The organism is Enterobacter sp. 200527-13 (assembly GCF_027924865.1).
Classification (GTDB): domain Bacteria; phylum Pseudomonadota; class Gammaproteobacteria; order Enterobacterales; family Enterobacteriaceae; genus Enterobacter; species Enterobacter ludwigii.
On sequence record NZ_BSCM01000005.1, the window covers coordinates 41,918 to 65,855 of the forward strand.

Sequence of the window (23,938 nt, forward strand, 5' to 3'; positions counted from 1 at the left end):
AAACTATGTCACCTGAAACCTGCTCACATAAGCATCAATTCTGAAAAATTGTGCGCGAACTCGCAGATAACTTCCTAATTTTGCGCGGGATCACTCATCCTCACGCGTCATCCTTGCAGAAAGCCCCGGGGGATGAGTTTTTACCCCACACCTGATGGCACACTGGTCAAAAATGCCGCGACAGGAAAATGGAATGAAACGCACCGCATTAGCTTTTCTGATGTTACCCGCACTGGCTCATGCTGACTGGTCATCACCGGGTTTCAACGCTTTTAGCGCCGAAGGTACCGGGATATTCACCAGCCAGGCAAAGCTTGCGAAGGGTACTCGCCCTCTTACGCTGAGTTTTGACAACACGTGCTGGCAGCCAACGGATGCAATAAAACTCAATGAGATGCTGTCGCTTAAAAAATGTGACGGCACGCCGCCGCAGTGGCGACTGTTCCGCGACGGCGAGTATCAGATGCGTGTCGATACCCGCTCCGGTACGCCCACACTGATGCTGACTATTCAGAGCGCAGCGGAACCGTCGGTTGCAAACGTTACCCGCCAGTGTCCGAAGTGGGACGGTAAGCCCCTGACGCTTGAAGTTGGCAACGATTTCCCAGAAGGATCGGTGGTCCGTGATTTCTACAGCAAACAGACTGCAACAGTGCAGAATGGAAAAATCACCCTGCAACCCGCCGCCAACAGCAACGGCCTGCTGCTGCTTGAACGCGCCGAGACCGACAAACCCGCGCCCTTTAGCTGGCAAAACGCCACCGTCTATTTCGTGCTGACTGACCGCTTTGTCAACGGCGATCCCTCTAACGATAACAGCTATGGACGCCACAAAGATGGCATGCAGGAGATCGGCACCTTCCACGGTGGCGATCTCAAGGGGCTTACAACCCGGCTCGATTATTTACAGCAGCTGGGCGTGAATGCGCTCTGGATAAGCTCCCCGCTGGAGCAGATCCACGGCTGGGTTGGCGGTGGCACCAAAGGTGACTTCCCCCACTACGCCTATCATGGCTACTACACCCAGGACTGGACCACGCTTGATGCCAACATGGGCACCGAAGATGATTTACGCCACCTTGTCGATGAAGCGCATAAACGCGGGATCCGCATCCTGTTTGATATCGTCATGAACCACACGGGTTACGCGACGCTCGCAGACATGCAGGCGTTCCAGTTCGGGGCCCTTTATCTGCAGGGTGATGAACTGAAAAAAACGCTGGGCGAGCACTGGACGGACTGGAAGCCGGGAGCAGGCCAAAGCTGGCACAGCTTCAACGATTACATCAACTTCAGCGACAAAGCCGCCTGGGAAAAATGGTGGGGTAAAAAGTGGATCCGCACCGACATTGGCGATTATGACAATCCCGGCTTCGACGATTTAACCCTGTCGCTGGCGTTCCTGCCGGACCTGAAAACGGAGTCGACGACCCCTTCCGGTTTACCTAATTTCTACCAACATAAACCTGATACCCACGCGAAGGCCATTTCGGGCTACACCCCGCGTGATTACCTGACCCACTGGCTCAGCCAGTGGGTACGTGACTATGGCATTGACGGTTTCCGTGTGGATACGGCAAAACACGTGGAACTCGAGGCCTGGCAGCAGTTGAAAGATCAGGCAAGCCAGGCGCTGGCAGCCTGGAAAGGCGCGAACCCCGACAAAAAACTCGACAATACCCCGTTCTGGATGACCGGCGAGTCATGGGGCCACGGCGTGATGCAAAGCGATTATTACCGCCACGGGTTTGACGCGATGATCAACTTTGATTATCAGGAGCAGGCAGCAAAAGCGGTCGGTTGTCTGGCGGACATCGACCTGACCTGGCAGCAGATGGCGGAAAAACTGCAAAGCTTCAATGTCCTGAGCTATCTCTCGTCGCATGACACACGCCTTTTCCGTGAAGGCGGCCAGCGTGCCGCAGAGCTGCTCCTGCTCGCCCCGGGCAGCGTACAAATTTACTACGGCGATGAATCCGAGCGGCCATTCGGACCGACAGGGTCCGATCCATTACAGGGCACCCGCTCGGATATGAACTGGCAGGACGTGACGGGCAAGCAGGCCTTAACCGTCGCCCACTGGCAGGTTCTGGGCCAGTTCCGCGCCCGTCATCCCGCAATAGGTGAAGGCAAACAAACCACGCTGTCGCTGAAAGAAGGCTACGGCTTCGTTCGCGAGCACAATGGCGATAAGGTCATGGTGGTGTGGGCAGGTAATCAATAACGACGCAAACCGGTTCCCTCTCCCCCTCCGGGAGAGGGATATTTCACCAGAACAATCCACTACCTAAATACCTTCCCACCACATAAAACAACAATCCCGACCGCATCTCTCGATTTGCACCAGCACGGTGCTAGCGTTATGGTTACCCACTTTCAAAATAAGCTCGACAGATCACCTGCTATGACGTTTTCACTTTTCGGCGACAAATTCACCCGCCATTCAGGCATTACTCGCCTGATGGAGGACCTCAACGACGGGCTGCGCACACCAGGCGCCATCATGCTCGGCGGCGGAAACCCGGCTCAAATCCCGGAGATGAACACCTATTTTCAGACGCTGCTGGCTCAGATGCTGGAAAGCGGGAAAGCAACCGATGCGCTTTGCAACTACGATGGCCCGCAGGGTAAAACCGAACTGCTGACACTGCTTGCTGAAATGCTGCGCAAAGAGCTGGGTTGGGATATCGAACCACAGAATATTGCACTGACAAACGGCAGTCAGAGCGCATTTTTCTACTTGTTTAATCTGTTCGCAGGCCGTCGCGCCGACGGCACCACCAAAAAAGTGCTGTTTCCGCTGGCGCCAGAGTACATCGGCTATGCCGATTCCGGCCTCGAAGAGGATCTGTTCGTCTCGGCGCGCCCGAATATTGAGCTGCTGCCAGAAGGCCAGTTCAAATATCACGTCGACTTTGAACATCTGCATATTGGTGAAGAGACGGGCATGATCTGCGTATCACGTCCAACCAACCCAACGGGCAACGTCATCACCGACGACGAACTGATGAAGCTGGATGCGCTGGCGAATCAGCACGACATCCCGCTGGTGATTGATAACGCTTATGGCGTGCCGTTCCCGGGGATCATCTTCAGCGAAGCACGTCCGCTGTGGAACCCTAACATCGTCCTGTGTATGAGCCTTTCCAAGCTGGGTCTGCCGGGCAGCCGTTGCGGGATCATCATCGCCAATGAAAAAATCATCACCGCCATTACCAACATGAACGGCATTATCAGCCTTTCCCCGGGGGGAATCGGCCCGGCGATGATGTGTGAAATGATCAAACGTAATGACCTGCTGCGCCTGTCGAACGAGGTTATCAAGCCGTTCTATTACCAGCGGGTACAGGAAACGATCGCCATTCTTCGCCGCTACTTACCGGAAGAACGCTGCCTGATCCACAAACCTGAAGGGGCAATTTTCCTGTGGCTGTGGTTTAAGGATCTGCCGATCACCACCGAGCTTCTCTACCAGCGCCTGAAAAAGCGCGGCGTGTTGATGGTGCCGGGTGATTACTTCTTCCCGGGTCTGGATAAGCCGTGGCCGCATACGCATCAGTGCATGCGCATGAACTACGTGCCCGATCCGGAGAAAATCGAAGCGGGCGTGAAAATTCTCGCCGAAGAGATCGAGTACGCCTGGCGCGAAGATAGCCAGTAACGCGTTACGCCAGATTATGCAGCCGTTCGGTGCGTAATCTGGCGGGGTCAACGCAGCGCAGCGCGTGGGTTGGGCACGCCTCCACACAGGCGGGTCCAGCCTCGCGATCTGCGCACAAATCACATTTCACCGCCTGAACGCGGTTCCCCACTCGCTGAACCTGCATTGCTCCAAACGGGCACGCTACCACACAACTTTTACAGCCAATACAGCGCGCCGGCTCCACCCGCCAGGCACCCGCGGTGTGGCGAATCGCCTGTGTCGGACAAACAGTGGCACAAGGGGCATCTTCACACTGATGGCAGCCCACAGCCGTAGTGAATGCACCGCCTTTGACCACCCGAATGCGGGGCGTAAACGCGCCTGCAGAAAGCATTCCCTGATGCGACACCACGCAGGCCACTTCGCAGGTACGACAGCCAATGCATTTTTCCGTATCAGCCAGGATAAATCGGTTCATCTGTCACGCTCCGCGCACGTTAAAACCCAACTCTTTTGAGATAGCCTCTGCCGTTTCCCGCAGCGGTTTCAGCAGGTTTTTTTCACCAATTTGCTTCATGCGGGACGTCGAGAGCGAAATGGAGATCGCGTACGGCACGCGGCCATGAATATCAAACACCGGTACGGCAAGACAGGAGACGCCCAGCTCGTTCTCTTCTTTATCCATCGCCATGCTGTGCTCGCGGATTTCCGCCAGCTCGTCATACATTGCGCTCAGTTCGGTAATCGTGTTGCGGGTGAGCGGCTGGATCTGCTCCTGATGGCTCTGCCAGTAGCTCGCCACATAGTCCTGATGACCAAACGCCATGTAGATTTTGCCCATCGCCGAACAATAAAGCGGCATATGCTGACCGATGTAAGCGCGCGTGCGCAGCATACCGGTTGTGGGCTCCAGCTTATAAATCAGAATGGCGTGATCGTCCTCGCGGCTTGAGAAGTTCACCGTCTCACCGGTGGCGATATTCAGCGTCTCAAGGTGCGGGGCCGCCACGTGAATGATATTCAGCGACGACAGCGCCTTTTGCCCGACGGCGATAAATTTGGTGGTCAGGCGGTAGCTGCCCGCCGCAGGCGCCGGGGTAACGTACCCGCACGACTGTAATCCCTGCAGTAAGCGGTGCACGGTGCTTTTATTCAGCCCTGCCAGTTCCGATAAATGGGCCAACGGACACCCGTTCGGGTAGTTGCTGAGGATCTCAATCAGCATCAGGCCGCGAAACAAGCTCTGGCTACCTGCTGGCCTCTCTTTTTCTTGCGTCATTTCGCTCTCTTTCGTGCTCATCCAATGGCTCCTTTTTATCGCGTCCTGATGGTAGCGCAAAGTGTGGTTCAGTTCACGATCTCAACAGAAAAAACACAACCAGTTGATTTTAATCGATTTTGAAAATCATTAATGTCGTTGATCTGGCAAAATTTGATCGCTATATTTGAAATCAGATTTCGCATAGTGAAATTTAGCGATAAAAAAGCACTCGCACTTGCCCCGACAAAAACAGGAGAACAGGGATGAAAGTGACCTTTGAAGAGTTAAAAGCGGCGTTCAGGCGGGTCCTGGTCGATCGCGGCGTAAAAGCGGACACCGCCGACGCCTGCGCGGAGATGTTTGCCCGCACCACGGAATCGGGCGTCTATTCACACGGGGTTAACCGCTTCCCTCGTTTCATTCAGCAGCTTGATGCCGGCGACATCATTCCTGATGCCCAGCCAACACGGGTGACCTCGCTAGGTGCCATCGAACAGTGGGATGCCCGACGTTCGATTGGCAACCTGACGGCGAAAAAGATGATGGATCGCGCCACCGAACTGGCCGCCGACCACGGTATCGGCCTTGTGGCACTGCGAAACGCCAACCACTGGATGCGCGGCGGCAGCTACGGCTGGCAGGCCGCAGAGAAGGGGTACATCGGGATCTGCTGGACTAACTCCATTGCCGTCATGCCAGCCTGGGGCTCAAAAGCGTGCTGCATCGGCACTAACCCTCTGATCGTGGCGATTCCGTCTACGCCGATCACAATGGTCGATATGTCGATGTCAATGTTCTCCTACGGCATGCTGGAAGTGAATCGCCTGGCCGGACGCACGTTGCCGGTGGATGGGGGCTTTGACGATGAAGGGCATCTCACCAGAGAACCTGGTGTGATCGAGAAAAACCGCCGCATTCTGCCGATGGGCTACTGGAAAGGATCGGGCTTATCCATCGTCCTCGACATGATCGCAACCCTGCTCTCCAACGGATCCTCCGTTGCGGAAGTGACCCAGGACAACAGCGACGAATATGGCGTGTCACAAATCTTTATCGCCATCGAGGTCGATCGTTTGATCGACGGACCCACCCGCGATGCCAAACTGCAGCGCATCATGGACTTTATCATCAACGCCGAGCGGGCTGATGACAACGTCGCGGTTCGACTGCCGGGTCATGAATTCACACGTCTGCTCGAAGAGAACCGCCGAAACGGCATCACCATTGACGACAGCGTGTGGGCGAAAATCCAGTCTCTGTAAGGAGTGGGCCATGATTTTAGGACATATTTCGCAGCCAAATCCGTGTCGCCTGCCGCAGGCGATAGAGAAAGCACTCGATTTTCTGCGCACCACGGATTTCACGGCGCTGGCACCTGGCGTGGTGGACATTGACGGACGTAACATCTTTGCTCAGGTGCTCGACCTCACCACCCAGACGTGGGATGAGAACCGTCCCGAAGTGCACCGTCGCTATCTGGACATTCAGTTTCTGGCATGGGGTGAAGAGAAAATCGGTGTCGCCATTGATACCGGCAATAACGAAATAAGCGAATCACTGCTGGAACAGCGGGATATTATTTTTTATCACGGCAGCGAAAATGAATTTTTTATAGAAATGACGCCCGGCAGTTATGCCATATTTTTTCCGCAGGATGTTCACCGTCCTGCCTGCATTAAAAATAAGGTATCGGCAATTCGTAAAATTGTGGTGAAAGTAGCAATCAGCGAAATAGATTAATTTTCTGAACTCTATTGGGAATGCGAAATGACTAATACCGGTTTTATAATTGGTGCGTACCCCTGCGCACCCTCGTTTCACCAGCAAGGGGAACAAGAAGAGCAGGACTTCTGGCGAGCGCTTTCCGATACGCCAGATATTCGCGGGCTGGAGCAACCGTATCTTGAGGATCTCCATCCGTTGGGTGACGAATGGCTGTTCCGCCATACGCCGGGAGACTGGCAAATGGTGGTTACCGCGGTGATGGAAACCATGCGCCGCCGCGGCACAAATGGCGCGTTTGGCCTGGCCTCTGCCGATGAAGAACAGCGCAAAGCCTGCGTTGACTATTACCGCCATCTGCTGCGAAAGATTGATGCCATCAATACTCGCTTTCCAGGCAAAATTATCGCTCTGGAGATGCAGGCCGCGCCGCAGGCGGGAAACCCGTCTGTTGAACAAGCTACCGCTGCGTTTTCCCGTTCTATACGTGAAATCACCTCATGGGACTGGTCATGCGACCTGGTGCTTGAACACTGCGATGCCATGACCGGCCCCGCGCCACGCAAGGGGTTTTTGCCCTTAGCGCAGGTGCTTGAGGTGGTGAAAGAAACGGATATCAGCGTATGCATCAACTGGGCGCGGTCGGCTATCGAAGGACGCAGTGCCTTGCTGCCGCCTGAACATGTTAAAGCCGCACTGGAGGCCGGGAAGCTGGGCGCACTGATGTTCTCCGGGACCTCCGTTCGCGGAGCGTACGGCGAATGGCAGGATCTGCACGCGCCATTTTCCCCGTTCTGCGCCGACAGTTTAATGACCACCGAACAGGTAAAAGCACTTTTTACTGCGGCGAGCGCCGCAACATTGAAATTCTCCGGTATTAAATTACTGGAAATAAATGCTAATGCTAACGTCAGCCATCGCATCGCTATTTTGCGCGACGGCATTAGTGAAATGAAAAAAGCAACGCAATAACAATAAAAATCTTATTCCGGTTACATTCACTGAGATATTAAATATGAATATTTCTACTCATGCTCTACAAGCGGATATTCCGCGTCAGCGCTGGTTAAGAATCATTCCGCCTATTCTTATCGCCTGTATTATTTCATATATGGACCGCGTGAATATCGCATTTGCGATGCCAGGCGGTATGGATGAAGAGTTAGGTATCTCTGCCACCATGGCAGGCCTGGCGGGTGGGATCTTCTTTATCGGTTATCTGTTCCTGCAGGTGCCCGGCGGCAAGATTGCCGTGCATGGCAGCGGTAAGAAGTTTATTGGCTGGTCACTGGTTGCCTGGGCGGTGATTTCGGTCCTGACCGGCGTTGTGACCAACCAGTATCAACTGCTGGCACTGCGCTTCTTACTCGGTGTGGCAGAAGGCGGGATGCTGCCTGTGGTGCTCACGATGATCAGTAACTGGTTCCCGGACGCCGAACGCGGCCGCGCCAATGCGATTGTCATCATGTTTGTTCCCATTGCGGGGATCATCACCGCACCCCTGTCGGGCTGGATTATCACCGCACTCGACTGGCGCTGGCTGTTCATCATTGAAGGGCTGATGTCCATTGTGGTGCTGGTGCTCTGGGTGTTCACCGTCTACGACCGCCCGCAGGAGGCTCGCTGGATCTCCGAGGCCGAGAAAAATTATCTGATACAAACGCTGGCCGCAGAACAGCAGGCTATTGCCGGAAAAGCGGTGAAAAATGCCTCGCTGAGTGCTGTTCTGTCCGACAAAACCATGTGGCAGCTGATTGCCCTGAACTTCTTCTACCAGACCGGGATTTACGGTTACACCCTCTGGCTGCCAACCATTCTCAAAGAGCTGACGCATACCAGCATCGGCCAGGTGGGAATGCTCGCCATCCTGCCTTATGTCGGCGCCATTGCGGGCATGTTCCTGTTCTCCTCACTGTCTGACCGTACCGGCAAGCGCAAGCTGTTCGTCTCCCTGCCGCTGATTGGCTTCGCGCTCTGCATGTTCCTCTCCGTGGCGTTGAAAGAGAACATCTGGCTGGCCTATGCCGCGCTGGTGGGCTGTGGCTTCTTCCTGCAGTCCGCTGCGGGTGTGTTCTGGACGATTCCGGCGCGCCTGTTCAGCGCAGAGATGGCCGGTGGCGCTCGCGGCGTGATTAACGCCCTGGGTAACCTCGGTGGGTTCTGCGGCCCTTACGCGGTGGGCGTGCTGATCACCCTCTACAGCAAAGATGCCGGGGTGTACTGCCTCGCGGTTTCGCTGGCGCTGGCCTCGCTGCTCGCCCTGATGCTACCGGCGAAATGCGATGCCGGAGCGGAACCCAACCCCGGCGTGAACCCGCATAAGCACGCAGCCTGATCCCCCCGCCCTCTCCTGAAGAGAGGGCGTAAGACAAGAGAGTCAACGATGAGTGAAAAAGAGCCCTTCTGGCTGGGTATCGATTGTGGCGGAACGTATCTGAAAGCCGGTCTGTACACCCGCCAGGGCCAGGAAGTCTGTATTGAGCGCCGCGCGGTTGACACACTCAGCCCACACGCAGGCCACGCTGAGCGGGATATGCACCAACTCTGGCAGCAGTGCCACGCCACCGTCGCCCTGCTGCTTAAGAAGGCTGGCATCGGCGGCGCACAAATCAAAGGCGTCGGGATATCGGCTCAGGGTAAAGGACTGTTTTTACTGGACAAGTATGACCAGCCGCTCGGCAACGCCATGCTCTCCTCTGACCGCCGGGCGCTGGAGATTGTACAGCGCTGGCAGCAGGACGGTATTCCTGAAAAGCTTTATCCGCATACGCGCCAGACGTTATGGACGGGGCATCCCGCCTCCCTCCTGCGCTGGGTGAAAGAGAATGAACCGCACCGTTATCAGCAGATTGGCTGTGTGATGATGGCGCACGACTACCTGCGCTGGTGCCTCACCGGCGTTAAAGGGTGTGAAGAGAGCAACATCTCTGAATCCAATCTCTACAACATGAACACCGGGCAGTACGACCCGCAGCTCACACGCTGGCTCGGCATCGATGAAATTGACGGCGCATTGCCGCCGATCGTCGGTTCAGCAGAAATTTGCGGGGAAATCACCGCTCAGGCCGCCGCCCTGACGGGTCTCGCAGCGGGTACACCCGTTGTGGGGGGGCTGTTTGATGTGGTTTCCACCGCGATCTGCGCCGGGTTACATGACGACAGCACGCTCAACGCCGTGATGGGCACCTGGGCTGTCACCAGCGGGATCGCCAACGGTATAGGCCATAACGAGCCGTATCCCTATGTGTATGGGCGCTACGTTCATCCGCAGCACTACATCGTTCACGAAGCCAGCCCCACCTCGTCCGGTAACCTCGAATGGCTGACCACACAGTGGGGCGACATGTCATTCGATGCGATCAACCAGGCCGTGGCCAGCCTGCCGAAAGCCGGAAGCGATCTGCTCTTCCTGCCGTTCCTCTATGGCAGCAACGCCGGGCTGGAGATGACCTGCGGGTTTTACGGCATGCAGGCCCTGCACACTCGCGCGCATCTGTTGCAGGCGGTCTATGAAGGTGTGGTCTTCAGCCACATGACCCATCTTAACCGCATGCTAGCGCGCTTCACGCACGTGCAGACATTGCGCGTAACCGGCGGCCCTGCCCATTCGGATGTGTGGATGCAAATGCTCGCGGACGTAAGCGGTCTGGCAATAGAACTGCCGCAGGTCGAAGAGACCGGCTGTTCCGGCGCGGCGCTGGCCGCGCTGGTGGGTACCGGCGTTTATCCCGATTTCCGCACCGCGCAGCAGGCTGTCAGACATCACATTCGCGTCATCACACCCGACAAGCATGCCCATGCGGCCTACCAGCGCAAGTATCAGCGCTACCAGCTACTGATTTCAGCACTACAGGGCTATCACGCCCATGTTAAGGAGCACGACCTATGAGCCGACCATTACTGCAGCTGGCGCTCGACCATACCTCACTTCAGGCCGCACAGCGCGACGTCGAGCGGCTTGCGGATCACGTCGATATTATCGAAGCAGGCACCATTTTGTGTCTCACCGAAGGGCTTAATGCCGTGCGCGCACTGCGCCAGCAGTGTCCGAAAAAAACGATCGTGGCTGACTGGAAAGTGGCCGATGCCGGAGAAACGCTGGCTGAACAGGCGTTTGGCGCAGGCGCGAACTGGATGACCATCATCTGCGCCGCGCCGCTGGCAACCGTCGAGAAGGGTCACGAGGTGGCTCTGCGCTGCGGCGGGGAAATTCAGATGGAGCTGTTTGGTCACTGGACGCTGGATGATGCGCGTGAATGGCACCGTATCGGGGTCACACAGGCCATTTATCACCGTGGGCGCGACGCACAGGCCAGCGGCCAGCAGTGGGGCGAGGCGGATCTCGACAGCATGAAAGCCCTCTCGGATATCGGCCTGCAGCTCTCGATCACCGGCGGCATTACCCCCGCCGACCTGCCGCTGTTTAAGCAGATCAATGTGAAAGCGTTTATTGCCGGACGGGCACTGACAGGCGCTGCTAACCCACCGCAGGTAGCCCATGCATTCCATTCACACATCCGCGACATCTGGGGGGAGTAACCATGCGTCAGCATCCGTTAGGTATCTACGAAAAAGCGCTGCCGAAAGCGCTCACCTGGCCAGAGCGCCTGGTGCTGGCAAAAAGCTGCGGATTTGATTTTGTCGAGATGTCGATCGATGAAACCGATGAGCGTTTGTCCCGCCTTGAATGGAACACCGCGCAGCGCGCCTCTCTGGTTGAGGCGATGCTGGAAACCGGGGTCGCGATCCCGTCGATGTGTCTGTCTGCCCACCGCCGTTTCCCGTTTGGTAGCCGGGACGAGACCGTCCGCGAGCGCGCACGCGCCATCATGACCAAAGCCATCCGTCTGGCGCGCGATCTCGGTATTCGCACCATCCAGCTTGCCGGGTATGACGTCTATTACGAAGAACATGACGAAGGCACCCGGCAACGCTTTGCCGAAGGGCTGGCATGGGCCGTGGAGCAGGCCGCCGCCGCGCAGGTCATGCTGGCAGTGGAGATCATGGATACCGCGTTTATGAACTCCATCAGCAAATGGAAAAAGTGGGACGAAATGCTCGCTTCACCATGGTTCAGCGTTTATCCGGACGTCGGCAACCTGAGCGCGTGGGGTAACGATGTGGCCGCCGAGCTGACGCTGGGCATCGATCGCATCGCCGCCATACACCTGAAAGATACCCAGCCCGTGACTGAACAAAGCCCCGGACAGTTTCGTGACGTACCGTTCGGCGAGGGGTGCGTCGATTTCGTGGGCATATTTAACACGCTGAATCAGCTCAATTATCGCGGCGCATTTCTGATTGAAATGTGGACTGAAAAAGCCAAAGAGCCGGTACTGGAAATCATCCAGGCACGCCGCTGGATTGAAGCCCGGATGCAGGAAGGAGGGATGACATGTTAGAACAACTCAAAGCCGAGGTCCTGGCGGCAAACCTGGCGCTGCCCGCCCACCAGCTGGTGACTTTCACCTGGGGCAACGTCAGTGCGGTGGATCGTGAACGCGGCCTGATGGTGATTAAACCCTCCGGCGTGGAGTATGACGTGATGTCCGCAGAGGATATGGTGGTGGTGGACATTGCCACGGGCCAGGTGGTCGAGGGGGTTAAAAAACCCTCTTCCGACACGCCAACCCACCTGGCGCTGTATCGCCGTTACCCTGAAATTGGCGGCATTGTGCATACCCATTCCCGTCATGCCACTGTCTGGGCGCAGGCAGGGCAGGATTTACCGGCATGGGGTACCACGCACGCTGACTATTTTTATGGTGCGATCCCCTGCACGCGGTTGATGACCCCGGCTGAAATTGCGGGTGAATACGAATACCAGACCGGCGAAGTCATCATCAAAACCTTTGAGGAGCGCGACGTAAACCCGATGCAGATCCCGGCGGTGCTGGTGCATTCTCACGGCCCGTTCACCTGGGGAAAAAATGCGGCCGATGCGGTACATAACGCTGTGGTGCTGGAAGAGTGCGCCTTTATGGGGCTGTTTTCACGCCAGCTTGCGCCACAGCTACCGACGATGCAGCAGGAACTGCTCGATAAACATTACCTGCGCAAGCATGGAGCAAATGCCTACTACGGGCAGTGATCACCCGGAATTAATATGCTCCTTACAGTACCGCCGTTTCCAGACGGCGGGCGTTAAGCCGGTATGCTTTGAAAATATCTGCCGGAAATACCCGACATCATTAAAACCGCAGCGGGTTGCCACTTCGGTCAGGGACGCGGAGTCGTTCAGCAACAGCTTTTCTGCCGCCCTGACGCGCTGGCGATGGATCGCCTCCGTCAGGGTTAAGTGAAAGGTCCGGCGAAATACGCGTCCCAGATAATCGGCATTGCAGTGCAAGGCTTTTGCCAGTTGCGATGTGGAAAGCGGCAGATGAAACTGCGTGCGAATAAGCTGTTTTGCCTTCCATGCCATGGCCGCGCCGGCTTCATCGGCTCTGTCTTCATAACCTGAGGAGATCGACACTTGCTGTAAAATCAGCAGCAAAATCATTTCCAGCGCCACGCTTCGCTGTAATTTTTCCTGCTCACTCAGGAATTGCCGGAATAGCGCAATCACATATTGAGCATCGCGCACGCAGCAATGTTGTTCAATGGCCACCGGAAAAGCATGTGGCAAAGGCGACGATTGTGCTTCGACCTCAAAATGCAGCCAGTAGAACCGCAGGTCCGCCGGGAAATCTTCTGTCCCCACGTGTCGACGCGCCGGCCAGAGCAGTAAGCTCTCTCCCGCTTTCACTTCAAAGAGCGTGTTTTCTTCCTGGATCGTTAATGTCCCTTTTTCGACGAAGATAATCTCCCACGAGGTTAATTTGCGCGCCGGATGCCGGCCCACGCCCCGGGAAATAAAGAGCCCACCATTTTGCACTTTAATCGGAAGCGCTATGGATAATTCAAGCATGGATATTCACCATTCCGCTCTGATTGCCATTAATATTCATCTTATGCTTTGATTATTAATGAATATCTTCCTGCCTTCCCGATCGAAATCACAAATTTATCATCAGGTCGGAATCGTCACCTTTTTATACTTTTCCCTTCCCTTGTTGGCCTGAGCGTTCGGTGCAGAATGAATGGGGTACCTTGCATAAATACGATAAAAATCGATTACCGAGGAGTTACCTCATGACTTCCACACCGATTACAGAATCACAGGTCGTACAAGGGGCAATGGATGACCGCCTGTCAGTCCGCGAAAAAATAGGCTACGGCCTGGGTGACGCGGGTGGCACGGTCATCACCTGCCTGATCATGAATTTTCTTACCTTCTTCTACACCGACGTTTTTGGTTTGACGCCAGCGCTCGTTGGCACGCTGTTTATTGCCCTGCGCGTGTTTGACGCCATTTCCGATCCGGTGATGGGGGTGATTGCCGACCGAACACAAAGCCGTTGGGGGCGTTTTCGCCCGTGGCAGCTGTGGGTGGCGCTTCCTGTCGGGGTTATCGGTGTACTGACCTTCACCGTGCCTGACGCCAGCATGGGGGTGAAAATCGCCTGGGCGTTTGGTACCTATCTGCTGTTGTCAGTGGGCTATACCGCCATCAACGTGCCCTACTGCGCGCTAATCAACACCATGACCACCCGCCACAGCGAGGTCATCTCCTGCCAGTCATGGCGCTTTGTGCTGTGCGGTGTGGCGGGTTTTTTGGTCTCTGTTGGCCTGCCGTGGCTGGTCGCAGCGCTGGGCGAGGGCAACGCCGCGCGAGGCTATCAGCTCGGCGTTGGGGTGTTGTGCGCCATCGCCGTGGTGATGTTCCTCTGCTGCTTCTTCTGGGTGCGTGAGCGCGTCCCGCTGGCGCTGATGGGCAAATTCACCCTACGCGAGCATCTGGCCGGCCTGCGCAACAACGATCAGCTCCTGCTGATGCTGGTGATGTCATTCCTGCTGATCAACGTCTTCAACATTCGTGGCGGCGGCTACATGTACTTCATCACCTACGTGCTCCAGGGCAGTACCGCTTATACCTCGCTGTTCTTCACGATGGTGACCTTTGCCGCCATTCTCGGCGCGGTGATCGTGAATCCCCTTTCTCGCCGGATTGATACCGTCAAACTCTATTACTACACCAACCTCGTGCTGGCCGCGCTCGCGGCAGGAATGTGGTTTCTGCCAGGCGGTCCGGCTCATCAGACGCTCTGGCTGATCGTTATTCTGAGTAACGGCGTCATTCTCGGTTTTACCCTGCCCCTGCACTTCTCGCTGATGGCATTTGCAGATGACTATGGTGAGTGGAAAAACGGGGTACGTTCATCTGGCATGAACTTCGCTTTCAATCTGTTTTTCATCAAGCTCGCCTGGGCGTCCAGCGCCGGGATCATCAGCCTGGTGTTTATCGCCGTCGCCTACCAGCCGGGCGCGGGCAACCAGACGCCAGCCTCGTTACAGGGAATTACTGCGATGGAGACACTGCTCCCCGCCCTTTTCCACCTGCTGCTGGCGGTCTCAATCCGCTGGTGCAGACTCAACAATCCCATGATGTCGCGCATTGCCACCGATCTGCGCCAGCGTCACGTATCGTCCTGAGGAGAATGACATGTCCATAATGGAAGCCGACCTGCACACACTGAACATCAACGACCCGTTTCTCGGCCAGTATCAGCGGCTGGTGCGTGATGTGGTGATCCCCTACCAGTGGGATGCGCTAAACGATCGCGTTATCGAAGCCGAACCGAGTCACGCCATCACCAACTTCCGCATTGCGGCAGGGCTGGAACAGGGGGAGTTCTATGGAATGGTGTTTCAGGACAGCGACGTGGCGAAATGGCTGGAAGCCGTCGCGTGGTCGTTGTGCCAGAAGCCCGACCCGGAACGTGAAAAAACCGCCGATGAGGTGATTGAGCTGATTGCGGCGGCGCAGTGTGACGATGGCTATCTCAACACCTACTTCACGGTGAAAGCACCCGGTGAGCGCTGGACGAACCTTGCCGAATGCCACGAACTGTACTGCGCCGGACATATGATTGAAGCTGGCGTGGCCTATTTTCAGGGGACCGGAAAACGCCGTCTGCTGGATGTGGTATGCAAACTGGCGGACCATATCGACCGGGTCTTTGGCCCCGGCGAGGAGCAGCTTCACGGTTATCCGGGCCATCCGGAAATTGAGCTGGCGCTTATGCGGCTTTACGACGTCACTCAGGAACCGCGTTACCTGGCCCTTGTGAAATATTTTATCGACACGCGCGGCACGCAGCCTCATTTCTACGATATCGAATATGAGAAACGGGGCCGGACATCGTACTGGAACACGTACGGCCCGGCGTGGATGGTCAAGGACAAAGCCTATAGCCAGGCGCATCAACCGCTTGCCGAACAACACACCGCCATCGGCCACGCGGTTCGATTTGTCTATCTGATGGCGGGCATGGCGCATCTTGCTCGTCTGAGTCATGACGAGGGTAAACGCCAGGACTGCCTGCGACTGTGGAATAACATGGCCCAGCGACAGCTCTATATTACCGGCGGGATCGGCTCGCAAAGCAGTGGCGAAGCCTTCAGCAGCGATTACGATTTGCCTAACGATACGGTATATGCCGAAAGCTGCGCCTCCATTGGCCTGATGATGTTTGCCCGCCGGATGCTGGAGATGGAAGCGGACAGCCAGTACGCCGACGTGATGGAGCGTGCCTTATACAACACGGTACTGGGCGGCATGGCGCTGGACGGTAAACATTTCTTCTATGTGAACCCGCTGGAGGTACACCCTAAAACACTGGCATTTAATCATGTCTACGACCACGTTAAGCCGGTTCGCCAGCGCTGGTTCGGCTGCGCCTGTTGCCCGCCCAATATCGCCCGCGTGCTCACTTCGCTGGGCCACTATCTCTATACCGTTCGTCAGAACGCGCTCTTTATCAACCTCTATGTGGGGAACGACGTCGCCATACCGGTAGATGAGGGCACCTTACAGCTACGGATTAGCGGTGATTATCCATGGCAGGAAGAGGTCAACATCGAGATCACCTCACCTGCCCCGGTGACCCACACGCTGGCACTACGTTTACCAGACTGGTGCACAAGCCCGGCCGTGTCACTGAACGGCGAAAGGGTCACGGGTGATGTCTCCCGGGGGTATCTGTACCTCACCCGCCGCTGGCAGGAGGGAGATACCCTTACGCTGACCTTACCCATGCCGGTCCGCCGCGTGTACGGTAACCCGCTGGTACGCCAGCAGGCCGGTAAAGTCGCGCTGCAGCGTGGCCCGCTGGTCTACTGCCTGGAAGAGGCCGACAATGGCGCGAACCTGCATAACCTCTCCCTGCCTGAGCAGAGCGAATTTCGGGTCTTTGAAGGAAAAGGGATCTTTGCGCACAAGATACTGATTCAGGCGGAGGGCATCGCGCGTCACGCTGATGAGGAAGGCACGCAGGGACTGTGGCAGTACGATCGCGCCCCGGTGCAGCGCCAGCCCCGGACGTTGACCTTTATTCCGTGGTTCAGTTGGGCAAACCGGGGAGAAGGGGAAATGCGGATTTGGGTGGATGAGGCCTGAAGGCATCTGTCCTGTCAGCCTCACCCCAACCCTCTCCCACAGGCGCGGGAGATAAAAACCGAGGCCAGGTAAGGCAATCGCCACCCGGCTTTAGATCAGAAACGCCAGGACATGCCGGTCATCAGCGCGAAACTGTCTTCGCGGTCGATCATCGGACTGTTCTTCACGTCGTCAGGTAACACGGTATAGACCGCGCTGGCGTTGATAAACAGATTCTGGGTTAACTGATATTTAGCCGCGAGACCCACATACGGCGTCCAGCTATCACCTGCGGTGTATTCATTGAGGCCTGAGCGGCGAGACTCATTGCCGGATACGCCGTAGTAGTAATCGTTATAGCTTTCGTCGCTGTAGAAAATACCTACCGATGGCGTCAGCGTCAGACGTTCCATCCGAACCGGACGGAAGTATGAGATTTCACCGATCACGCCGCCACTCTCATCCATCGCATCACCCGAGACCGCCACTTTCAGCGAGCCCCAGTGTTCATGGCGGTAGTACGCCCCGCCGAGAAACGCTGATGCTTTACGCTCATCGAGGTGTTTCATCTGAGCGTCGTCGTTATCTTCAGGATCAAATCGCAGTGGCATCCACGATGCGGTCATGCTGAATTCATTTTTTTCGTCTTTCCACAGGATCCATCCGCCGGTGGTCTGGCGAATATAAAACCGGTCGCCTTCATAGCTAATTAACGGTACCGCCGTGGTATTTTCGTTATAACCTTTATAAGGCGACTCATTAAATACAGCCCCCGCCCCAAGTGAAAAGTCACCAGCCATTGCAGATGATGTTGCAAATAACGTGGCTGCGATGAGTAAATTGTATTTAATAGTCATTACATGTAATCCATTTAGACGCCAAACAAGCGAGGCGAATAATAATGGTTACAAATTTGCCAATGCAACGCTGCAGTTTATATAATATTATATATAAAAACATATAGATGGGTGCGCATGATGAATAAGTTCCAGCTAAAACCACGCGAGTTAAAAATTATTTCCGTCATCGCAGCCACCCACAGTATTGGCGATGCCGCAGCCCTGCTGGGCATGGCACAGGCTAACGTCAGTAAATACCTTTCTGACTTTGAAACGCGTGTCGGTCTTAAGGTATTTGAGCGCACGACCCGTCAGCTGGCGCTAACCCAGTTTGGCGAAGCGTTACTCCCCTACATTGACGCCACACTGGATAAAAATAGCCAGCTCATTAATTTCATTGCTGATTATAAGCATGAGAAGCGCGGAAAAGTGACCATTTACGCCCCAACGGGTATCGTGATGTATCTGGCGAGACACGTGATCCATCAGATTGAAGACATCGGTGATATCCGCATCTCGTTAAAAACATACAACCTGGATCGTAATGAATATTCCGAAGGGGTCTCGTTCCCCGATGATTGCGATATTCTCATTACCTATGCTCAGCCGAAAGATGAAAGTCTGGTCGCCAGTGTGTTAACGAAATATTCCGTCACGGCATTTGCCACAGAAGAATATTTGAAAAACCACCCCTTAACCGGACCTGAAGATTTAATTAATCACTCCTGTATTTTAATAGACTCGATGCTGGTGGATGAGGCGAACATCTGGCGTTTTCGCGTCCACGGTAGTGAGACCGTATATGATTACAGAGTGACCGGAAATTATATTTGCGACAATACACAGACGGCGCTGGAACTGGCACGAAATAATCTCGGTATTGTTTTTGCGCCGAAAGAAAGCCTGAAAAAAGAGCTTAAGAGTGGTTCTCTTGTTCCCTGCTTCCCCCATCAGGAAGAGTGGTGGCTCGACCTGACGGCGATATTCCGCAAACGTGAATACCAGCCCTGGGGCGTGCAGTACATTCTGGACGGCGTACTGAACTGCCTGCGTCAGCAAATTGCTCAGGCTGCCCAGGGGCAGCCTGAGCTGGAGGGTTAGAACAGCCCCAGAGGTTTATCGGAATAACTCACCAGCAGGCATTTCGTCTGCTGGTAATGCTCCAGCATCATCTTGTGGGTTTCACGCCCGATGCCCGACTGCTTATAGCCCCCAAAGGCCGCGTGCGCCGGATAAGCATGGTAGCAGTTGGTCCACACGCGCCCGGCCTGAATGCCCCGCCCCATTTTATAAGCCAGATTACCGTTGCGGCTCCAGACGCCAGCCCCGAGGCCATACGGCGTATCGTTAGCAATCTCCAGCGCCTCTTCCATCGTTTTGAAGGTGGTGACGGCCAGCACCGGTCCGAAAATTTCCTCCTGGAAGACGCGCATGTTGTTTTTGCCGAACAGGATCGTCGGCTCCAGGTAATACCCGTCCTGCAGATCGCCGCCCAGCATTTTACGCCGACCGCCGGTCAGGACATCCGCCCCTTCTTTCTTGCCGATATCAATGTAGTTGAGGATAGTGTCCATCTGCCCGTGCGAGACCTGCGCGCCCATCTGGGTCACGTTATCAAGCGGGTTACCGCTGCGGATAGACTCGACGCGGCGAATGGCTCGCTCCATAAAGCGCTCATAGATAGACTCCTGCACCAGCGCGCGGCTTGGGCAGGTACAGACTTCACCCTGGTTAAAGGCAAACAGCGCAAAGCCTTCCAGGGCTTTATCGAAGAAGGCATCCTCTTCCTCCATGACGTCGGCGAAGAAAATGTTCGGCGATTTACCGCCCAGCTCCAGGGTCACTGGAATGATGTTCTGGGTCGCGTACTGCATGATCTGCTGACCCACTTCCGTCGACCCGGTAAACGCGACTTTGGCGATCCGTTTTGAGGTCGCCAGATATTCCCCTATCTCACCCCCCGCACCGTTCACCACGTTAATCACGCCTGGCGGGAGAAGGTCGCCAATGACTTCCATCAGCAGCAGGACTGACAGCGGGGTCAGGCGGGCCGGTTTGAGCACAATGCAGTTACCCGCCGCCAGCGCGGGCGCCATTTTCCAGCTCGCCATCAGCAACGGGAAGTTCCACGGAATGATCTGCCCCACCACGCCCAGCGGTTCGTGGAAGTGGTACGCCACGGTGTCGCTGTCTACCTCGCTAATTCCGCCCTCCTGAGCGCGAATACAGGAGGCAAAATAGCGGAAGTGGTCAATGGCCAGCGGCACGTCTGCCGCCATTGTTTCACGGATTGGCTTGCCGTTATCCCAGGTTTCCGCCGTTGCCAGCAGCTCCAGATTCTGTTCCATCCGGTCAGCGATTTTGAACAATATCGCCGCTCTGTCCTGAACAGAGGTATGCCCCCATTTGTCTTTGGCTTTGTGCGCGGCGTCCAGCGCCAGGTCGATATCCCCCTTGCCGGAGCTGGCTATCTCACACAGCGGCTGGCCGGTAACGGGCGTCAGGTTGGAATAGTATTCGCCGCCGACGGGTGCAACCCAGTCGCCGCCGATAAAGTTTTCATAACGGGGCTTCAGCTTGAGGGGAAAACCATACTCGCCAGGCTGGATACGCGATGAGGGAGGATTGTTTGTCATGACCGTCTCCTTGCTGTTGGTGTACAACAAGGGTAGTTCCGGCTGGCGATTTTCTCGCCAGCCGGTAACGGTGTTTACGACGGGGGTCACGGAGTTTCAGGAAATAATAACGAATCCCGCAATAAATGATCGTTGCCACGACGACGGGTAAAACCGATGCGGTTGAAATATTCCAGGATCTGAATCGCCAGCTTGCGCCCGACGTTCAGCCGATCGCGGAAATCTGCTGCGCAGGTCGTGCCTCGCGCCTGATCCAGCTCGCGGATCAGGTTAGCAAACGCCACAATGCGATCGTTACGGTAATAACGATCTTTCACGATCGCGACGATTAACCCCTGCTGCGCCGCATGGCGCAACACCTGGCGCATCACCTGTTCGTCGGTATTCGTTTCACGTGCGAGATCGCGAACCCACCACGGCTCGTCGCCAAACAGCGGGGCCACTTTCTGCCATATCGCCTCTTGCCCGGCGTTGAACCCGGCTTTGTGATCCGGCAGATGCAGCCAGCCGTGGTGGCTTTTTATCAGCCCACTTTCGCGCATGTTTTCAATCAGCAGCAGCACCAGCGCATCGTTTTCCATCGGCAACGCCATGCGTCGCAGGCGTTCACGTCCCGGGCCGGGTTCATCCTGATGCTGTTCATGGTAAGTGGCGAGCGTGGTCAGTACCTTGCGCTGCCAGCATGCTGCGACCGGGGCATTCAGTAAATTGTTACCCGCCTGAATAAAACCGGGCTCCTGGGTCAGCAGGCGTAATCCTTCCGCGCTGAGCTGACGAGCCCATGCGAAATCGTTCAGATTGACGGCACCACGCTCAAGATGAACAAGCAACGCGGCTTTATCATCCGCGGCCTGCGCCAGCGCTCCCAGCCATTGCAGATACTCCGGCTTGCGCTTGCCGCGACGCGGCGGGTTGAGCGTGACCACCCGCGCCCCGGCCAGCGTCTCCCGGGCCGAAATGTCACGCAGTACCAGACGGTCATTATCCGCGAGCCACAGTGGCGAATCGAAAACCAGTTCGGCAAGGTCGTTTTCCAGCAGTGACACGCGCCCGGTGATATGGCTGGCCGCGTGGTGGATATGCAGCGGCTGCCATTGGGTCAGCGGCACATGCGTCTGCAGGGCGACGATTGCCCGCTCAGAAGGCTCTGGCGGTGCACCGGCCAGCAGCCAGTCGCCACGGTTAAGCTTCTCTTTTTCCGCATCGCCCGCAATATTGAGCGCGATCCGCTGCCCGGCATGGGCATGCTCTACGGGCTGGTTCTGCGCATGCAAACCGCGCACACGCATCGGGGCGTTGGCACCCGTGAGCCATAAGGTATCGCCCACGTTCACTTCACCGCTCAGCGCGGTACCGGTGACCACCAGCCCCGCGCCTTTAACGGTAAAGGCCCGGTCGATCGCCAGACGGAAACGATGATGGCTGGCATGCTCGCGTGAAGTAAGCTGCTGCAAATGGTGGCGAAATTCGTCAATACCGCGCCCTTCTGTCGCCACGGTGACGAACAATGGCGCATCGGCAAATCCATACTCCCGCAAGGTCGCCTGCACGGTTTCACGCACCGCGTTGAGTCGCGCCTCATCGACGCGGTCAGCTTTGGTCAGCGCAACGGTCAGCTGCGGGTTGCCCGTCAGCTGTAAAATTGCCAGATGTTCACGCGTTTGCGCCATCACGCCGTCATCACAGGCCACCACCAGCAGAGCATGATCGATGCCACCGACACCCGCCAGCATGTTAGAAAGAAACTTCTCGTGTCCCGGTACATCAATAAAACCCAGCACCCGGCCATCAGGCTGAGGCCAGTAGGCATAGCCCAGATCGATGGTCATGCCGCGTTTTTTCTCTTCCGGCAGACGATCGACATTCACCCCGGTCAGGGCCTGTAATAAGGTGGTTTTTCCGTGGTCGACGTGACCGGCGGTGGCAATAATCATTTCAACAGCATCTCCAGAAATCGCGCTTCATCTTCAAGACAGCGTAGATCCAGCCACATTCGGCCATCGTAAATGCGCCCGATAACCGGTGCTGGCAAGGCACGCCAGCGCGCCGACAAAGCGTCAAGCTGGCTGCCGCGCCCGTCACGGGGTGTAAACGTGAGCGCTGCGCTGGGCAGCCTGTCCACCGGCAGTGAACCGCTGCCGATCTGCGACTGACAAGCTTCAAGGCGCACGTCAAAATCGGGGTAGTGCGGCGCAACGTGTGGCAAGAGCAGCTCACCCTGGGCGCGAATTGAGGCGGCATCTCGGGCCAGCAGGCGCAGCGTGGGCAGACGTTCAGCCAGTTTTTCCGGGTGGAGATAAAGGCGCAGCGTCGCTTCCAGCGCGGCAAGCGTCATTTTATCGGCTCGCAGTGCACGCTTGAGCGGGTGCTGCTGCAGCTTCGCAATAAGCGCACGTTTACCCACGATAATCCCCGCCTGCGGGCCGCCAAGCAGTTTGTCGCCGGAGAAACTCACAAGACTGACGCCCGCCGCAATCATCTCCTGCGGCATGGGCTCTTTTGGCAGACCGTACTGGCTCAGATCGACCAGCGAACCGCTACCGAGGTCGGCCACCACTGGCACACCCAGCTCACGGCCCAGCTCCGCCAGCTCCGCCTCTTCAACGGTTTTGGTGAATCCGGCTATCTGGTAATTACTGGTGTGGACCTTCATCAGCAGCCCGGTATTTTCATTCACTGCCGCGCGATAATCTTTTGCATGCGTGCGGTTGGTGGTGCCCACTTCATGCAGGGTACAGCCCGCCTGGCGCATAACATCCGGAATGCGAAACGCACCGCCAATCTCGACCAGCTCGCCACGGGAAACCACCACCTCTTTACCGCTGGCGGTCGCTGCCAGCATTAACAGTACCGCCGCCGCGTTGTTATTCACGATGCAGGCATCTTCTGCGCCGGTCAGCTCGCAGAGCAGGTCCGCCAGCGCCCGATCGCGATGTCCGCGCCCTGCGCCGTCCAGATCGTACTCAAGCGTCACGGGGGAACGCATGGCCTGCACGACCGCAGCGACGGCCTCTTCTGCCTGTTGAGCGCGACCAAGGTTGGTGTGCAGCACGGTTCCCGTCAGGTTGATGACCGGGCGTAACGCGCTTTGTGCTTTCTCCTCGAGCCTCAGTTCCACTTCCAGCCCCCACGCCGCACACCAGTCCGGCAATGCATTTTCTGTCTGAATATGGCTGCGGGCTTCGTCCTGAAGCAGACGTAATATTTCAACCGTCGCGGTATGGCCGAACCGCGCAACGGCAGCATGCACGCGCGGCTCGCGAAGAAGACGGTCGGTTGCAGGGATCTGGCTGTACAGGGAGTGATGAGTTGTCATGAAAGCGCCTGGCGAGTAAATATCATCCCCCCTCCCGACGG

General features: G+C 56.4%; 20 protein-coding genes. 13 read left to right on the forward strand and 7 right to left on the reverse strand.

Annotated elements, in window-relative coordinates:
- Nucleotides 1-193 precede the first annotated feature (193 nt).
- Both QMG44_RS16715 and avtA read left to right on the forward strand, forming a co-directional pair.
- Nucleotides 194-2,224 (forward strand): alpha-amylase, encoded by a 2,031-nt coding sequence (locus QMG44_RS16715; protein WP_044866230.1) that lies wholly within the window; start codon nucleotides 194-196, stop codon nucleotides 2,222-2,224.
- Nucleotides 2,225-2,404: 180 nt separating this feature from the next.
- Nucleotides 2,405-3,661: a valine--pyruvate transaminase gene (gene avtA / locus QMG44_RS16720; RefSeq protein ID WP_020882652.1), complete on the forward strand. Its 1,257-nt coding sequence runs from the start codon at nucleotides 2,405-2,407 to the stop codon at nucleotides 3,659-3,661.
- Nucleotides 3,662-3,665: 4 nt separating this feature from the next.
- Here avtA and QMG44_RS16725 read toward each other — a convergent pair whose 3' ends face one another.
- The gene (locus QMG44_RS16725; RefSeq protein WP_032679988.1) at nucleotides 3,666-4,121 is read right to left on the reverse strand and encodes a 4Fe-4S binding protein; all 456 of its coding nucleotides are present in this window, start codon (nucleotides 4,119-4,121) and stop codon (nucleotides 3,666-3,668) included.
- 3 nt (nucleotides 4,122-4,124) lie between these two features.
- Nucleotides 4,125-4,943 carry an IclR family transcriptional regulator YiaJ gene (gene yiaJ / locus QMG44_RS16730; protein WP_020882654.1) on the reverse strand — a complete coding sequence of 273 codons (819 nt, stop codon included), beginning with the start codon at nucleotides 4,941-4,943 and terminating at the stop codon, nucleotides 4,125-4,127.
- Between the two features lie 224 nt (nucleotides 4,944-5,167).
- Between yiaJ and yiaK the strand changes: the two genes are divergently transcribed.
- From yiaK to araD, 8 genes are read left to right on the forward strand one after another with little or no spacing between them, the layout of a single operon-like run.
- Nucleotides 5,168-6,166 (forward strand): 3-dehydro-L-gulonate 2-dehydrogenase, encoded by a 999-nt coding sequence (gene yiaK / locus QMG44_RS16735; RefSeq protein ID WP_014168108.1) that lies wholly within the window; start codon nucleotides 5,168-5,170, stop codon nucleotides 6,164-6,166.
- Nucleotides 6,167-6,176: 10 nt separating this feature from the next.
- Nucleotides 6,177-6,644, forward strand: a complete 468-nt coding sequence (locus QMG44_RS16740) for a YhcH/YjgK/YiaL family protein (RefSeq protein WP_086533112.1) — start codon at nucleotides 6,177-6,179, stop codon at nucleotides 6,642-6,644.
- Nucleotides 6,645-6,671: 27 nt separating this feature from the next.
- Nucleotides 6,672-7,598 carry a DUF4862 family protein gene (locus tag QMG44_RS16745; protein WP_086533111.1) on the forward strand — a complete coding sequence of 309 codons (927 nt, stop codon included), beginning with the start codon at nucleotides 6,672-6,674 and terminating at the stop codon, nucleotides 7,596-7,598.
- Between the two features lie 43 nt (nucleotides 7,599-7,641).
- Entirely contained in the window at nucleotides 7,642-8,961 is a 1,320-nt protein-coding gene (locus QMG44_RS16750) for an MFS transporter (protein WP_014168105.1), read from the forward strand.
- 48 nt (nucleotides 8,962-9,009) lie between these two features.
- Nucleotides 9,010-10,515, forward strand: a complete 1,506-nt coding sequence (locus QMG44_RS16755; protein WP_086533110.1) for an FGGY-family carbohydrate kinase — start codon at nucleotides 9,010-9,012, stop codon at nucleotides 10,513-10,515.
- Nucleotides 10,512-11,165 carry a 3-keto-L-gulonate-6-phosphate decarboxylase UlaD gene (ulaD, locus tag QMG44_RS16760; protein WP_086533109.1) on the forward strand — a complete coding sequence of 218 codons (654 nt, stop codon included), beginning with the start codon at nucleotides 10,512-10,514 and terminating at the stop codon, nucleotides 11,163-11,165. Before QMG44_RS16755 ends, ulaD begins: the two co-directional genes overlap by 4 nt.
- Before the next feature lie 2 nt (nucleotides 11,166-11,167).
- A complete protein-coding gene (locus tag QMG44_RS16765) occupies nucleotides 11,168-12,028 on the forward strand; it encodes an L-ribulose-5-phosphate 3-epimerase (RefSeq protein WP_014168102.1) in 861 nt (286 codons plus the stop codon).
- Nucleotides 12,022-12,717 carry an L-ribulose-5-phosphate 4-epimerase gene (araD, locus tag QMG44_RS16770; RefSeq protein ID WP_014168101.1) on the forward strand — a complete coding sequence of 232 codons (696 nt, stop codon included), beginning with the start codon at nucleotides 12,022-12,024 and terminating at the stop codon, nucleotides 12,715-12,717. Before QMG44_RS16765 ends, araD begins: the two co-directional genes overlap by 7 nt.
- Here araD and QMG44_RS16775 read toward each other — a convergent pair whose 3' ends face one another.
- The gene (locus QMG44_RS16775) at nucleotides 12,718-13,536 is read right to left on the reverse strand and encodes a helix-turn-helix domain-containing protein (RefSeq protein ID WP_025206441.1); all 819 of its coding nucleotides are present in this window, start codon (nucleotides 13,534-13,536) and stop codon (nucleotides 12,718-12,720) included.
- A gap of 224 nt (nucleotides 13,537-13,760) precedes the next feature.
- On the opposite strand from QMG44_RS16775, the gene QMG44_RS16780 reads away from it, so the two are divergent.
- Together QMG44_RS16780 and QMG44_RS16785 are read left to right on the forward strand one after the other, a co-directional pair.
- Nucleotides 13,761-15,161, forward strand: coding sequence for an MFS transporter (locus QMG44_RS16780; RefSeq protein WP_047355987.1), 1,401 nt, complete (start codon nucleotides 13,761-13,763; stop codon nucleotides 15,159-15,161).
- 10 nt (nucleotides 15,162-15,171) lie between these two features.
- Entirely contained in the window at nucleotides 15,172-17,127 is a 1,956-nt protein-coding gene (locus QMG44_RS16785; protein ID WP_086533108.1) for a glycoside hydrolase family 127 protein, read from the forward strand.
- Between the two features lie 95 nt (nucleotides 17,128-17,222).
- Here the strand turns inward: QMG44_RS16785 and QMG44_RS16790 are convergent, their stop codons facing one another.
- Entirely contained in the window at nucleotides 17,223-17,963 is a 741-nt protein-coding gene (locus tag QMG44_RS16790) for a MipA/OmpV family protein (protein ID WP_014168097.1), read from the reverse strand.
- A 117-nt stretch (nucleotides 17,964-18,080) separates the two neighbouring features.
- Between QMG44_RS16790 and QMG44_RS16795 the strand changes: the two genes are divergently transcribed.
- Nucleotides 18,081-19,046: a LysR family transcriptional regulator gene (locus QMG44_RS16795; RefSeq protein WP_232937819.1), complete on the forward strand. Its 966-nt coding sequence runs from the start codon at nucleotides 18,081-18,083 to the stop codon at nucleotides 19,044-19,046.
- Here QMG44_RS16795 and QMG44_RS16800 read toward each other — a convergent pair.
- From QMG44_RS16800 to selA, 3 genes are all read right to left on the reverse strand, one after another.
- Nucleotides 19,043-20,581, reverse strand: a complete 1,539-nt coding sequence (locus QMG44_RS16800) for an aldehyde dehydrogenase family protein (RefSeq protein WP_020882663.1) — start codon at nucleotides 20,579-20,581, stop codon at nucleotides 19,043-19,045. The genes QMG44_RS16795 and QMG44_RS16800 overlap by 4 nt on opposite strands.
- Before the next feature lie 86 nt (nucleotides 20,582-20,667).
- The gene (selB, locus tag QMG44_RS16805) at nucleotides 20,668-22,515 is read right to left on the reverse strand and encodes a selenocysteine-specific translation elongation factor (RefSeq protein ID WP_281853209.1); all 1,848 of its coding nucleotides are present in this window, start codon (nucleotides 22,513-22,515) and stop codon (nucleotides 20,668-20,670) included.
- Nucleotides 22,512-23,897: an L-seryl-tRNA(Sec) selenium transferase gene (gene selA / locus QMG44_RS16810; RefSeq protein ID WP_020882665.1), complete on the reverse strand. Its 1,386-nt coding sequence runs from the start codon at nucleotides 23,895-23,897 to the stop codon at nucleotides 22,512-22,514. The genes selB and selA overlap by 4 nt, the downstream gene beginning before the upstream one ends.
- Nucleotides 23,898-23,938 lie beyond the last annotated feature (41 nt).